This is a genomic window from Actinophytocola glycyrrhizae (assembly GCF_042653545.1).
Lineage (GTDB): Bacteria > Actinomycetota > Actinomycetes > Mycobacteriales > Pseudonocardiaceae > Actinophytocola > Actinophytocola glycyrrhizae.
In genome coordinates, this window is sequence record NZ_JBHSIS010000002.1 from 1010950 (window position 1) to 1024594 (window position 13645).

Genomic DNA, 13645 nt, shown 5'->3' on the forward strand with positions numbered 1-13645 from the left:
AATGGCAGAAGCAGAAATCGGCATCCCTCGGCCGGGTCACACACCTCTCACCGAGTGACCGGCGGGTGGTGTGAACCGTGGTTTCCGCAGGCGTGAAGCCCGTCGGTGCCGGGTACCACCGCGGCATGAGTGAACCACTGGACCTTGGAGCCGGCGACCTCGACGAGGCGAAGGCGCGCGAGGAGCACGACCTCGACCGGCCGGAGGAGTTCGACCGCAGCACGGGCGTCGACGAGCGGACGGAGACCAGGGCCGCGCTGCTGCCGGAAGAGGAGGCGGCGGGCAGCGCGGACCCCGAGTCACAGGCGCGGGAGGTGCTGCGGGACTCGGAGGTGCGCACCGAGGTGCCCGGCGCCGCGCCCGGCACCGTCGCGGAACGGCGGCCCTCTGGCCCCTGATCCACGCCGCACCGACCTCGTCGTCGCAGATCGTCGTCCGGCACTTGAGCTGGAGCGCGCTCCAGGGCCTAGCTTTCACACCATGGACTATCGATTCCTCGGCAGGTCGGGTCTTCAGGTGAGCGAGTTGTGCCTCGGCACGATGATGTTCGGGGAGCGGACCGACGAGCAGACGAGCCACCGGATACTGGACGCCTTCGCCGAGGCGGGCGGCAACTTCATCGACACCGCGGACGTCTACGGGCGGGGTCGTTCCGAGGAGATCCTGGGTAGCTGGCTCAGGACGCGGCGTCGCGAGGACTACGTCGTCGCGACGAAGGCGTTCGGCGAGATGGGACCGGGACCCAACGAGCGTGGCCTGTCACGCAAGCACATCCTCGACGCCGTGCGGGCCAGCCTCCGCAGGCTCGGCACGGACCACATCGACCTGTACCAGTTGCATGTCTGGGACGACGGCACGCCACTCGAGGAGTCGCTTTCCACCCTCGACGGACTGGTGCGGGCGGGAACGGTCCGCTACCTCGGGGTCAGCAACTTCACCGGTTGGCAACTGCAGAAGGCCGTCGACGTCTCGTTGCTGCGTGGCTGGGAAGCCCTGGTGTGCCTGCAGCCGCTGTACAACCTGCTCGACCGGGAGGCCGAGTGGGAGCTGTTCCCCGTCTGCCGTGGGGAGGGCCTCGGCGTCATCCCGTGGTCCCCGCTGCGGGGCGGCTGGCTGGCCGGCGCACACCGGCGCGGTGCGACCGCCCCGGTGCCGGGCACTCGCGTCGAGGAGGCGGCCGAAGCCGGGACGATCCCGTGGAGCGGCTACGCCACCGAACGCACCTGGCGGGTGATCGACGAGGTGTCCGCGATCGCCACCGAGACCGGGCGCACCGCGGCACAGGTGTCGCTGCGTTGGCTGCTGCAACGCGCGCCGGTCACCGCCCCGATCATCGGCCCACGCACCCTCGATCACGCGCGGGACAACCTGGCCGCCGTCGACTGGGCCCTCACGCCCGAACAGGCGGAGCGCCTCACCGCGGCGAGCGAGACCGAGACACCGCCCTACCCGTACGGTCTGCTGTCCGGCTTCGTCCGACGCTGAGCACCGACATCACCTGGTCCAGGTCAGCCACAGCTGACGGTGCGCTCCGGCGACGAGGTGCCGTCGAGGCGCCGGACGAACGACTCCCCGCCAACGACAGCGCGCTTGTCGCACGCCTGTTGTATGTCGGGGAAAGGGCCGTAGTAGACGGCGTAGATGTCGGCGTCGTCGAGTCGGTGCCGGAGCGAGTGGCATCCGGTGGTCGGGGCGTGCAGGTAGTTCGCGTCGGGATTGGCGTCGAGAAAGGCCTGGACGTCGCGTCCGTACTTGCTCGGGTCGACCGCCGAGCCGACGATGAGGAGGTAGCTGCCGTCGCAGTCCGGCGTGCTCAGGGGAGCCGAGACCGAAAGGTCCGCGTCCGGGAGCTTCGTGCCGGACGGTGCTGTCGTCGTGGGCCCCTGGTTCGCGGTCTCGTCACCACGCCATTGCGGCAGCCAGATCAGTGCTGCCGCCGCCGCCAGTACGACCGATCCCGCGAGCGCGGCGCCGACGAGCCAGCCACGGTTTCTGCGCGGTGCTCTCCGCTGACGGGCGGGCACGGGCATCGGGTGTGTGCCTGGTACCGCCTTCGTCGCAGGGGGCTGCCGCAGGGCGAACCTGGCCGCCGAGGCCAAGGCCGTCGCACTCTCGTACCGCTCCTCGGGCCGCTTCGCCATCCCGGTGGCGATGACGTGGTCGAACGCAGGCGACACGTCGGGCCGGTGTCCGGTGAGCGTGGGTGGTTCCCGGTTGAGGTGGGCCTGCATGAGGGCGAGCGGGTTCTCGTCGGGGAACGGCGGGGCCCCGGCGAGGCACTGGAACAACAGGCACGCCAACGAGTAGACGTCCGACCGGTGGTCCACCCGGCCGTCGGGCAGGAGACGTTCCGGTGCCATGTAGGCAACGGTGCCGATCGGGATACCGGTGCGGGTGATGTCGGCGGTCTTCGCCATCGAACGAGCGATGCCGAAGTCGACGAGGTAGACGAAGCCACCGGCGTCGATCAGCACGTTCGACGGTTTGACGTCGCGGTGGACGAGCCCCTCGGCGTGCGCCGCGTCCAGCGCACCGGCGACCTGGCCGATCACGTCGACAGCGGCCGAGGGCGACATCGGCCCGCGAGCGGCCAAGGCCGCGCTCAGGTCCTCCCCGTCGACCAGGCGCATGTCCAGATACAGCCGGCCGTCGATCTCGCCGTAGGCGTGGATGGGAATGACGTGTGGCTCCCGCAACCGGGCCGCGGCACGCGCCTCCCGGTCGAACCGGCGCCGGAACTCGGCGTCGTCGGCCAGGTGCGCACCGAGCAACTTGATCGCGACCACTCGATCGTGCTGAGTGTCGTAGGCCCGGTGCACCTCGCCCATGCCCCCGCGCGCGATCAACTCTTCCATCCGGTAACGCCCGAACTGCCACACGAGGCCCACTCCAGATCACGACCACCCAACACCCGCGCTCATCCTATGGAGGAGGAAGCAGGCAGGGATGGCGGCCGCGGCCACGCGTGCTGCTCGGTGGCCGTAATGCGGAACGAGACTCCGGTGGGCGGGTGGGGCAGCCCCCCACCCGCCCGCCGGTTCACTCCTTGTCCGACATCGCCTTGCGGAGGGTGTCCCGAGCGCGGTCGAAGACCGCGAGCACCGGACCGGCGACGAGGTTCTCCGTCGCCGTCTCCGCCCCCGGGTGCGGGTGCGTCGGCGCGGTCTTCTCCGCCGCCCGCAACGCGGTGGCGAGGGTCCGCAACCGGTCGGCGTCATAGTGCTGGCGCAGGTAGCGGAACTCGTAGACTTCCTCGTGGTGTGCGTGCTCGAGTACCGACATGCGCAGCGTGTCCAGCAGGCTCCCGAACTCCTCGCTGTCGGGGTCCAGTTCCTCGAGCCTGCTCAGCACCTCCTTGGCTTCCCGTTCCTCGGCCAGCCGGTCGTCGACGACACCGTCACCACCCGCGATGGCCGTCCTGGCGAGCGGGTGCACCACCTCCTCCTCCGCGGTCTCGTGTACGGCCAGCAGCCGGACCAGCCGCGCGAACGCGTCCCGCCGCCCGGCTCCGGCGGTGGACTGCACCTCGATGAACAGGTCCCGGATCTGCTGGTGCTGGCCCAGCAGCAGGTCGACGACGTCGTGCGTGGTCTCGACCTGGTCCTCCACGGCCATCCCGGTCAGCTCCTCTCGGCGTGCTGCTCCCGCAGCCGCTCCACGGGGTGCTCGCCTTCGGTGGAGAGCCGGTAGTCGTCGCCGAACTGCTCCCGGTGCATGTCGATGACCCGCTCGCTTGGCGGCTCCTCGCCACCGTGGATCTCCTCCTGCATCCGCTCGAACCGTTCGTGGGCCTCACGGACGTAGCCGGTGCCCAGCGTGGTCAGGTCGATCTGCGTGTCCAGCAACTCCCGCAGATACGCCTTGTTGGGCTCGAACGTCACCGGCTGGGGAAGCTCGGGTGCCACGACCTCCTCCGGCTGGCGGCCGTCGTGCTGCCGCATCAGGTCGCAGGCCACCCGCAGATGTTCCAGCTCCATGTTGAGGTGCAGCTCCCAGATCGCCTTGATCCGGGGGTCGGACTCGGTCTCCATGAACGAGTAGTACAGGTAGCACTCGTTGTACTCGTGGTTGACCAGCCGTTCCCACCACGTCTCCCCCGGGTCCACAAGGGACTCGTAGTGGGTGACGTGTTCCTCCTCGATCAGGCCGATCTCCTGGTAGAGCTGGCGGGCGATGGGCTCCATGTACTCGGGGCCCACGTTCATGTAGAAGTTCATGGTCTGCTGCTCGGCCGACATGATCGTCAACGCGTGCAGCTTCGAGATCGGCTCAGCGGTGTTGCGGTCGTAGGGCTCACGCACGTTGTCGTGCGGGTGCCGGTGGTGGTACTTGGTGGGGCGGCCGGGAATCACCTCGGTCAGCCCGTCGACGATCTTCTCCGCCTTGCGGTGCTGCACCATCTCGTACAGGTTCGAGTAGCGGTAGAGGTGGTCGAAGTCCTCCAGGACACCGAACTGGTAGGCCTGCTTGAGGTACGGGTCCGGCTCCATCCTCGCCACCCACGCGGTAAGGTCCACCGCGACCTGCTCGTAGGCGATCGTGGTCTCCAACGCCGAGGAGACCCCCGGCAGCAGCCAGTTCACCGACTTCTGTTGCTGCTGCTCGAGGTAACGCACCTCGGCCAGCTTGCGTTTCACCTCCATGTCCGGGCAGTGCCGCGCGAACTGGTGGCTGAACAGCAGCGCCTCGACCTCGATACCGTTCATGGTGATGATCCGGCACCGGGTGTACGGATCGGCGTTGTCCGGATCGATGGGCGAGACGTCGAGCTCTCGCCAGTTGCGCAACTGCTTGTCCAGGGGAATGCCGCGGTGTTCCAGGGGGTTGAAGGTCATGAGACCCCTCTTCTCTCGAGTTGTTGTGCCGCCGGCCGGAAGGAACCGGGCAACGAGGGACCGCACACCGTCGCGAGCGCGTCGTCCAGTGTCGGCCACGCTCCCCGCAGGAGGTCGGCGTCGGCGAGCTGGATCGGCTTGGCCACCTCGTAGCGGGACACCACGAGTTCCACGGCCACCCGGCGCCGACGGGCCTGCCTGCTCACCGACACCAGGACCCCGGCTGCGCCCTCGTCGAACGTCATCACGTTCGACAGGTCCAGCAGGAGCACGGACGGCGCTGTCACGACGTGCTGGGCCAGGCAACGGATCAGCGGCCCGTGGGTGGCCGGGGTCAGCGCCCCGTCCACCGCGAGCACGAGCACCCCGGGGTCCGGCGTGCTTGACTCGACCCTCAAACCGTTGCAGGACAACACAGTTTCCCACTCGCCAGTACGTACAACCGTCGTCATCCCAGGTCCTTCCCTTCTCCGCATGCCCGGGCACGACCGGATCGGTTGCGTGCACGGACAGTGGTGCTCAGATTCCCGTGGGCAAGCAACCGAAACCACTCGCCACAGGAAAGACCGCGCATGACGGATTCGTCATACGGATGGGTGGAGACGTCTGGCGCGGTGCCCGGTCGCCTGCACGAGCATCAGAGCTCCTCAGGCGTCCTCACGGCCGGGGTTCTCCAGCCGGAAGAAGTTGCTCTGCGAACCGTCGCCGCGCTCCTCCTGGTAGATGAAGTTGAGCCCGCGCTCGTCGAAGGTGGCGAACCACTCGTCCCACTCGACGTGCCGCAGGTCCTCCCCGCCGTACCCGGGGAAGTCGAACCGCAGCACCCCGAGGTGGTCGTCGTGCTCGGTGCCCTCGACCGTGGCGGGCGCGGCATCGCGTTGCTCGGCCCACTGCCGGATCACCTCGTGGCCGGTGGTCACGAGGCTGCGTCCCGGCCGCTCCGGATCGTCGTCGGGGGAGGTGATCTCCTGCGAGTACTTCAGCGATTTCGAGGACTCGGGGCCGGTGCGCACGCCGCCGCTCTCGCCCTCCTGGGTCGCGGTCGCGACGGCGTGCACGAGTTCCTCCTTGCGCATGTCCGACGCGCCGGAGACGTTCAGCTCCCTGGCCCTGGCCCGCAGCTCGTCGGCCTTCATGCCGCGCAGCTCGGTCTCGTCCACGTCCGGTGTGTCCGGTGTCTGGTTTCCTGGTTGTTCAGCCATGCGGGCCGCGTACCCTCGGTTGCTGCCGGCATTCGCCGCGCCAGGAGAACCGCCTGTGTGAGGGACCAGAACTGGTGTCCCGCTGGTCAGGGACGGCAGAAGTTTTCCGGCCGCGTCACCGGGTAGTGCCATGACATCCGAAATCCGACAGCTGACTGGATGGCATGACCGCCGAACATGAGACGCCCGCAGGCGAACCGGAGGCACAGGACGAGATCGTCGTCGGCCTGCTGACCGACCCCGACCTGCCCGCCGCTCTGGCCGACCACCTGGGAGCCGTGCTCCCGGACGAACTCGGCGAGCGCTGCGGAACGGGCAGGACGTGGCGGGTCGAGGTCGTCCAGGACCCGTTCGAGTCGATGTACCCCGACTACCGCAACCTGGTCGACAAAGCCCGTCACCACGTGCACGGAACCCGCTGGGACATCTCCGTCTGCATCACCGACCTGCCCACCCGCCGAGGGTCGGACGTCGTGGTCGCCACAATCGACGAACAGGACAGGGTCGCGGTGGTGTCGCTGCCCTCTCTGGGTGGGGTTTTCCTGCGCCGGAAGCTGCGAGCGCTCGTCGTGTCGATCGTCGAGCACCTCGCGGCGCGCGGACACGACGGGTCCGCCGCCACCGCCGCCATGCGCGCGGCGCTGTCATCGAACGCCGGGCGCCTGGTGCGCCCCGCCCCGGACGACACCACAGTGGACGTCGTGCGGCAGGGCAGGCTCGCGACACCGCGCCTGGTGGCCGGAATGGTGCGGGCGAACCGGCCGTGGCAGATGGTCCTCGGCCTGTCCACCGCGCTCGCCGGCGCGATGACCGGCGTGGCGTTCGGGGTGCTGTACTCGTCCATCTGGGCACTGGCCACCTCGCTCAGCATCCCGCGACTGGTCGCGATCACCGTGGGCGCGATCAGCGCGATGGCCGTGTGGCTCGTCGCCGGGCACCACCTGTGGGACGACGGCAACGGATCGATGGGCACCCGGCCTCCTGAGGTGCGGTTGCGCAACGCCAGCACGGTCACGACCGTGGTGGCGGGCACCACGATCTTCTTCCTCGCGCTGTTCGCGATCGCGGTCATGACCGTGTTCGTCGTCGTGCCACCCTCCTACCTGGCCGAGAACGTCGGCAGCGCAAGCCCGCGCAGCTACCTCACCATCGCGCTGATGGCGACCGTCCTCGGCACCATCGCGGGCGCGGTCGGTTCCGGTCTCGAGGACGACACCACCGTGCGCCGGGCCACCTACGGCTACCGCGAACACGAGCGCCGGCAGCGGGCAGAGCACGAAACCGACAACCACACCACCCCCATCAGGCAGTTCCGCCGCGACTGAGCACCACGTCAGCCGTCGCGCGCCTGCCACGGACCGGGAGGGACGACGTGTCGTGAACTTCGCCGACGTCATGGAAATCATCGGCACCACGATCGACGCCGCGGGCGTCGCGGTCATCGTGGTGGGAGCGCTCGTCGGCACGATCCGGTTCCTGCGGAGCCTGGCCGCCCGGCAGGACTTCACCGCCGGTTACCGCCGCTACCGGCAGGGCCTTGGCAGGGCGATCCTGCTCGGCCTCGAGTTCCTGGTGGCCGGGGACATCATCCGCACGGTCGCGATCTCGCCGAGCTACTCCAGTGTCGGCGTGCTCGCGGTGATCGTGGCGGTGCGGACGTTCCTCAGCTTCTCGCTGGAGGTCGAACTGGAGGGCCGCTGGCCGTGGCAGGCCCGCCGGGACCGGGAGACGACCCAGGGTGCCGGGTCGGCGTGACCGCGCCTGCCACCGCTTCTCCTGGTCCGGCTCGGCATGTCGGCCAGCCCGCGTGAGGTCACCAGAGTGACCGCTGCCGGCGTGGCCCCGTACGGATGACAGCAGGTTTGGGGCCGCGCGGCCCGGGAACCACGAGGCGATGAGCAGCAGGGGGGAGAGCGACCCGGTTGATTCGGACGTGGCGAAACTGGTGGGCGAGGACCGTGTCACCCAACGGCGGGAGTGGCTGGTCAACCGCGTCGCGTGGATCGTCACGACGCTTGTCGTGCTCGCCGGTCTGCTGGGGCTGTGGGGCGGCGGTCCGCTCAGCGAAGCCGAGGCGACCGGCGCCGAGGGGCAACTGCGGGTGAGCTACGAGAGGTTCGTGCGCCACTAGGGCGCGACCCAACTCGAAGTGCGGGTCGAACCGGGCCTGGCCGCCGACGGCACGTTCCGGATCGGTGTCGATCAGGACTTCCTGCTGAACAACGAGGTCACCGCCACCACACCCGAGCCGGACTCGGTCAGCGTCGACGGGCGCTACCTCGTCTACGAGTTCCCCGCTGAGCCCTCCACCGGCATGGCCATCCGGTTCGACCTGCGTCCCAGCCTCGACAACTGGGTGGGTGTGCAGCAGGGGCAGGTGCGAGTGGCCGCCTCGTCGCCGGTGCGGTTCTCGCAACTGGTGTACCCGTGAACCGGGGCTGAGGAGGTGCCATGGACAGCGTGTTTCGCGCGCTGATCATCTACCTGGTCATCGTGGTGTTGTTCCGGATGATGGGCAAACGGACGATGGCCGAGCTGTCGACCATCGACCTGGTGCTGCTGCTGATCATCAGCGAAGCCACCCAACAGGCGCTGCTCGGCGACGACTTCTCGGTGACGACGTCGATTCTGGTCGTCGCCACGCTGGTGCTGCTCGACCGCGCCGCCGACATCCTCAAGTTCCACTCCCGCGGGTTCTCCAAGGTCACCGAAGGCACCCCCTTGGTGCTCGTACAGCACGGCAGGCTGCTCATGGACCGGCTACGCAAGGAACACATCGCCGTCGAGGACGTCCTCGTCGCCGCCCGCAGCTCGCAAGGGCTGCTGAAGCTGGAACAGATCGAGTACGCGATCCTGGAGACCTCCGGCACCATCAGCATCATTCCCGCCAGTGAACGCACTGCCCTGGACCGAGAAGCGGACCACCGGGACACCGACGAGGGCCGTTGACGCCCGACCTGGGCTCGGTCGTCTGCATGACCCCTCCGGAACCGCGCCGGTCACCTCGGCGCGGGCGGCAGATCCGAGGGCACCAGATCCGCGCGCAGCCGGTGGATCCGTGGCCGAAGGCGCGAGCTGAACGTGACGACCGTGGCTTCGGCTTCCGCTTCGACGACCAGTGTCGGCTCGACCGGCTGATACTCGGTCCCCCGGTGGCCGAGGACGGTCGTTGGCAACCGTCTGCGCGGCTCACCCGTCGGGCGTACCCACGCGGCAGTCTGGTCCCGGAGCTGCGGCGGCAGGGGCAGCGAGAGCCCGATCGGATGAAGGGCTCCATCGGTGCAGGGCCGGGCCAGCACCAAGGCCTCCGGTCGGGCGACGGGGCCGGCGACACCGACGACCACGGCGTCCACCATCACCTTCTGCCGGATCTTGACCCAGTCCCCCGTTCGCCCGGCCTGGTACGGCGACCGGCACCTCTTGGCGACGACCCCCTCGATCCCCAGGTCAGCGACCTCGGGCCGCATCCACTGCGCCGCGAGGGCGAGGTCCCCGGTCGAAGGCGCCAGCTGCAGTGGCGGCACGGCCGAGGAGAACACGTGCACGAGCCGCTGCCGCCGCACCACGTGCGGTGCCGCGCGCAGGTCCTCGCCGCCCTGCGCGAGCAGGTCGAACCCGATGAAGTACACGATCACCCCCGCCTCCACCCGTGCGCGGGGCATGACGGCCAGCGACCCGAAGTCCAGTCGCCCGTCTCGCAGCGCCACCAGCTCGCCGTCGACCACCACATCGCCGACCACGCGCGCCGCGGCGGCGATCTCGGGGAACCGCCGCGCCAGGTCGTTGTTCCGCCGCGACTGCACGATCCCGTCGGCGGCGAACAGCGCCGCCCGCCACCCGTCGAACTTCGGCTCGTACACCCAACCCGAACCGGGCGCGGGAAGCTCACGGGCCTCCCGAGCCAGCACCAGCCCGACCGGCGGGCGCAGCACCGCCACCGCGGCGCTCCCCTACCCGTCCGCCTCGCACGAGCACCGGATCCGCAACGCCCAGTAACCGTCGTCGCGCGGCACCCACTCGCCGACCCGGATCGAACGACCGGCATCGTCCTCGACCTCGACGAACCGAGGCCCCTCGTGCGACGGCGGCCCGTCGAACACGATGTTGATCGCCCTCGCCTCGTCCGCCATGTCCGCTCACCTGCTCGCAGTGTCCCAAGTAGACATACTGCGCTCAGGAGGCGCGGACCGCACCTCGAAACCAGCCTCGCCATCCTCATTGGACCGTCGGCGCGGCTCCGTGGTCGGCGCTTGGTCTGGAGGGCGTTCGCTGGTCTCGTCGGATCCCTGGTCCGGGTTGCCTGTTTGGTGGGTTTGGTCCTCGCCGGACGGCAGGTCTCCGGGGTGGCGGAGGGGCTGTTCGCGGCGGTTTGGGCGGGTCTGCCTGCCATCCCGTCGACCTCCCTACGGGCTATCACACCGCGCCAAGGGGGCCGATTCCCGCTTCGCGGGGTCGGGCGCGGAGCGCCCTGGTTCGCGTTGACGGCGTGGCAATGCCCTGAAAGGCGCGTTCAGGGCGCTGAGCGCCCTGAACGGCCCATTCACGGCACTGCCATCCTGCGGCGGGTGCGGGCGGGCGCGTTACCTGTTACGGGTGCCGCGCGGCAGTGGCCCCACGTTCGCGTGGCGGCCGGGGCGCAACGCGGCGTGCCTGCCACCCGGCCCAGGTCCGCTCCTGGCGGCCAGTGCGTCGGCGACGGCACCGGTGGCGACGGCGTACACGGTCTTGTGCAACAGGTCCACCACCAACTCCTTCCGGGGCCACGTCGGCGGCGGGGCGCCCACCCCGGTCATGTTCTCGAGGATCTGGTCGTTGGTCAGCCGGACGACGGCGAACTTCGCCGACGCCCATGGCCCGCGCAGTCCGGCGTGCGCCATCACCGAGCGGAGCACACCGAGCACGATGCCCTGCCCGAAGTGCATCGCCCAGTTCACCGGCACCGGCTGCCGCCCCGGCCGTTCCCGCATCCCGGTCAGCCGCTGCAGCACCCGCGCGGGGACGTGCGAGTCCGGGCGTCGGGTCAGGCCCTGCTCCACCTTCTCCCCCAACGTCATCACCAGCACCCCGGCACCGCCTGCGACCAGGCCCTCCCACAGGGCTCGTCTCATCATGCGCCCGGATACCCCGCCGCCCGGGGTCTACCCGCGACGACACCGGCGTCGCGTTCGGTCGCCCTCCTGCCAACCGGCCATCGGCGGGTGCGACCCCGGCCGGACAGGAGCAGAGACTCGCGGGCTGCGACCCGCGCGCGGGTCATTCCGCCGCGTCGTCCTGCTGCTGTTCCCGTACGCGGGCCTCGGCCTCTTCGCCTTCCTCGCGGCCGCCCTCGGCGGGTTCTTCCGGGTGCTCGGTACGTCCTCGGTCGTGTGCCATGGGGGTGGGTGCCCGGTTCTGGGTCGCTCAACCGAGATGGCATCCGGCTCGCCGTTTCGGCACCCCCTGACCGATCCCGTCAGGAGCTGACCGGGCGGCCGGGGGCGAAGACGAACCCGCTCCTGATCCGTGCCGGGACGCGGTGCAGCGAGATCGTCAGGTCCTGCTCGGGCACGTCGTGGTGCAGGCGGGCCAGGCGCACCGCGAGGGTGCGCAGGACCGAGACCGTCGAGGGTTCGCCGGGGCAGCGGTGGTTGCTGTGGGGATCACCGGCGCCCTGCGGCACCAGCTCGAACGGACCGATGTCGTGCCCCATGAAGCGTTCCGGCCGGAACGTGTACGGGTCGCCCCACAGCTCCTCGTCGTGGTTGTGGCCCCACAGGTCGAGCAGCACCATCGCGTGCCTCGGGATGTGCTCGCCGCGCCACGTCAGATCCCGGGCCGCCCGGCCGCCGACGAACGGCGCGAACGGGTAGAACCGCCGCAGCTCGTGGGCGAAGGCCGTGGCGAACCCGGTGTCCCCGGCCAGCAACCGCTGCCGGTGCTGCGGCCACCGGTGCAGTGCGTGTCCCGCATAGGCGACGAACCAGCAGACCGCCACGGTCGGGCGGATGACGTTGAGCAGTTCGACCGCCGCCAGCCGGGGCGACAGCTCCTCGCCGTCGACCTCCCGGTGCCTGCTCACCACCTCGAGCGCGGAGCCCGCGGTCGGACTGATGCCCCCGTCGCGGACACCGGTCACCAGCCGGCTCAGCCAAGCCTCCCGCCTGCCCCTGGCCAGACGGGCTCGCCAGTGCCGGGGACCGGGGGTGGCGAAGCCGTCGACCATCGCCACGAGGTCCCCCGCGACGGCCGGGACGTCGGGCTCGGTGAGCGGTATCCCGGCCCAGCGGCACACGCCGCGGGTGATCATCCGGCTCGCCTCGTCGAACAGCACCACCGGCCGTCCCGGCTCCCACGATGCCGCCGCGTCGTCCCACGCGGTGGCGACCATGCCGGCGAGTGTCTCCGCGGACTCCCTGGTCACCACCTCGAGGAAGATGTTCTTGCGGGCGCGGTGCCGGTCACCGTCGAGGGTGTGCACCGCACCCCGGCCGAAGAGCGTGTTCTGCACCGGCCACGGAATCGCCGTGTGCCTGCGGATGTGGTCCTCGTCGTAGAAGAATCGCGCCGCGTCCGGGCCGCACAGGCCCACCGCGCGCTGACCCAGCACCCTGGTCCGCGCCACACCGGACGCGGACCGCTCCCGGCGGACGGGAAGCCAGCTGTAGCCCTCGAGCAACGCGGCCATCGAACTGTCGAGCACACCACGGGAACGTCGCATGCGAGGCGGTGTGCCCCGCACGGACACCGCCAAACGAACGGAGGCAGGCACCACACCCGCTGCCCCGAGGGGACCGTGGTTTGCCCCTGTTCACGGCGGGTACCTCTCCGTCCGCCAGGAGGGACGCCGCGAGCCAGACGTCCGGGCCGGGCTCCTGACCAGGGCAACGACTCGGGCCGACGAACACCTTGCCGGTCCTTCCCGGGTGGTGGCGGGCCGAGGCGGGAGCGGACCGCCACCACCCACCCCGGGTCCTGGGCGGCAAGGCAGGTGACTCACCCGCGACGAGTGGGCAGACACGAAGCAGAGGCTGGACGGAAACGGGGGCAGGCATGAGCACGGTGGACGTCGATGACGTACGGCAGCTGCTGGACTCCGACCAGGAGGACCCGGTCATGGTGCTCCGGCAGGGCAAGCCGCTGGTGATCCCCGCTCGCGAACAGGAGGCGGAGGAGTACCGGGGAACGTTGTTCCTCACCTCCCGCCGGACCCTGCTCGACCAGGCCGGGCAGCAGGGCACCTCGCTGCCGGAGATGCAGCGCCTCGCCGTCACCCTCAGCGCGATGGCGGACCAGTTGGGCGCCTGACCCCGACGACGACCGGGGGCGTCATCTTCCTGGCGTCTCACCAGCTTTGGCCACAGGGGCACGGGCCGGCGCCGTTCCTTGCCGGGCAGTCCGGCCCCGCGCACGTGGTCGGCCGTCCGTGCGGGGCCGGTGGTCCACCGCATGAGTGGGTGCGGAGTCGCGGTGGTCGAGCACGGGTGGGAGGAGCCGGTCGAGCCAGTGCGGAAGCCACCAGTTCCACCGGCCGAGCAGGACCCATGGTGGCCGGCACGAGCAGGCAGCGGACGATGGTGACGTCGACGACGATGGCAGTCGTCACACCGAGACCGAAGATCTTGACGGTCG

General features: G+C 70.1%; 17 protein-coding genes. 8 read left to right on the top strand and 9 right to left on the bottom strand.

What is annotated here, in order from left to right:
- The first annotated feature begins 125 nt into the window (after positions 1–125).
- On the top strand, positions 126–398 hold the full coding sequence (locus ACFPCV_RS04515; RefSeq protein ID WP_378054713.1) for a hypothetical protein: 273 nt from the start codon (positions 126–128) through the stop codon (positions 396–398).
- 82 nt (positions 399–480) lie between these two features.
- Positions 481–1485, top strand: coding sequence for an aldo/keto reductase (locus tag ACFPCV_RS04520; RefSeq protein WP_378054714.1), 1005 nt, complete (start codon positions 481–483; stop codon positions 1483–1485).
- A 23-nt stretch (positions 1486–1508) separates the two neighbouring features.
- Here ACFPCV_RS04520 and ACFPCV_RS04525 read toward each other — a convergent pair whose 3' ends face one another.
- From ACFPCV_RS04525 to ACFPCV_RS04545, 5 genes are all read right to left on the bottom strand, one after another.
- A complete protein-coding gene (locus tag ACFPCV_RS04525; protein WP_378054715.1) occupies positions 1509–2855 on the bottom strand; it encodes a serine/threonine-protein kinase in 1347 nt (448 codons plus the stop codon).
- 184 nt (positions 2856–3039) lie between these two features.
- Positions 3040–3615 (bottom strand): hemerythrin domain-containing protein, encoded by a 576-nt coding sequence (locus ACFPCV_RS04530; RefSeq protein ID WP_378054716.1) that lies wholly within the window; start codon positions 3613–3615, stop codon positions 3040–3042.
- A gap of 5 nt (positions 3616–3620) precedes the next feature.
- Complete coding sequence (locus tag ACFPCV_RS04535; protein WP_378054717.1) at positions 3621–4835, bottom strand: hypothetical protein; 1215 nt, start codon at positions 4833–4835, stop codon at positions 3621–3623.
- A complete protein-coding gene (locus tag ACFPCV_RS04540; RefSeq protein ID WP_378054718.1) occupies positions 4832–5233 on the bottom strand; it encodes an STAS domain-containing protein in 402 nt (133 codons plus the stop codon). Before ACFPCV_RS04540 ends, ACFPCV_RS04535 begins: the two co-directional genes overlap by 4 nt.
- 249 nt (positions 5234–5482) lie before the next feature.
- Entirely contained in the window at positions 5483–6037 is a 555-nt protein-coding gene (locus ACFPCV_RS04545; protein ID WP_378054719.1) for a Rho termination factor N-terminal domain-containing protein, read from the bottom strand.
- Positions 6038–6201: 164 nt separating this feature from the next.
- On the opposite strand from ACFPCV_RS04545, the gene ACFPCV_RS04550 reads away from it, so the two are divergent.
- The 5 genes from ACFPCV_RS04550 to ACFPCV_RS04570 all read left to right on the top strand — a co-directional run bounded on the left by ACFPCV_RS04550 (position 6202) and on the right by ACFPCV_RS04570 (position 8986).
- Positions 6202–7362 (top strand): hypothetical protein, encoded by a 1161-nt coding sequence (locus ACFPCV_RS04550; protein ID WP_378054720.1) that lies wholly within the window; start codon positions 6202–6204, stop codon positions 7360–7362.
- Between the two features lie 52 nt (positions 7363–7414).
- Complete coding sequence (locus tag ACFPCV_RS04555; protein WP_378054721.1) at positions 7415–7792, top strand: DUF1622 domain-containing protein; 378 nt, start codon at positions 7415–7417, stop codon at positions 7790–7792.
- Between the two features lie 139 nt (positions 7793–7931).
- Positions 7932–8168, top strand: coding sequence for a hypothetical protein (locus tag ACFPCV_RS04560; protein ID WP_378054722.1), 237 nt, complete (start codon positions 7932–7934; stop codon positions 8166–8168).
- An 18-nt stretch (positions 8169–8186) separates the two neighbouring features.
- Positions 8187–8468 (top strand): hypothetical protein, encoded by a 282-nt coding sequence (locus ACFPCV_RS04565; protein WP_378054723.1) that lies wholly within the window; start codon positions 8187–8189, stop codon positions 8466–8468.
- 20 nt (positions 8469–8488) lie between these two features.
- Positions 8489–8986, top strand: a complete 498-nt coding sequence (locus ACFPCV_RS04570) for a DUF421 domain-containing protein (RefSeq protein WP_378054724.1) — start codon at positions 8489–8491, stop codon at positions 8984–8986.
- 50 nt (positions 8987–9036) lie between these two features.
- Here ACFPCV_RS04570 and ACFPCV_RS04575 read toward each other — a convergent pair whose 3' ends face one another.
- From ACFPCV_RS04575 to ACFPCV_RS04590, 4 genes are all read right to left on the bottom strand, one after another.
- Positions 9037–9975: an ATP-dependent DNA ligase gene (locus ACFPCV_RS04575; RefSeq protein WP_378054725.1), complete on the bottom strand. Its 939-nt coding sequence runs from the start codon at positions 9973–9975 to the stop codon at positions 9037–9039.
- A 12-nt stretch (positions 9976–9987) separates the two neighbouring features.
- Positions 9988–10167 carry a hypothetical protein gene (locus tag ACFPCV_RS04580; protein WP_378054726.1) on the bottom strand — a complete coding sequence of 60 codons (180 nt, stop codon included), beginning with the start codon at positions 10165–10167 and terminating at the stop codon, positions 9988–9990.
- A 450-nt stretch (positions 10168–10617) separates the two neighbouring features.
- Positions 10618–11148, bottom strand: a complete 531-nt coding sequence (locus ACFPCV_RS04585; RefSeq protein ID WP_378054727.1) for a hypothetical protein — start codon at positions 11146–11148, stop codon at positions 10618–10620.
- Between the two features lie 341 nt (positions 11149–11489).
- Complete coding sequence (locus tag ACFPCV_RS04590) at positions 11490–12734, bottom strand: cytochrome P450 (RefSeq protein ID WP_378054728.1); 1245 nt, start codon at positions 12732–12734, stop codon at positions 11490–11492.
- 332 nt (positions 12735–13066) lie between these two features.
- Between ACFPCV_RS04590 and ACFPCV_RS04595 the strand changes: the two genes are divergently transcribed.
- The gene (locus tag ACFPCV_RS04595; RefSeq protein WP_378054729.1) at positions 13067–13321 is read left to right on the top strand and encodes a hypothetical protein; all 255 of its coding nucleotides are present in this window, start codon (positions 13067–13069) and stop codon (positions 13319–13321) included.
- The last annotated feature ends 324 nt before the right edge of the window (positions 13322–13645 follow it).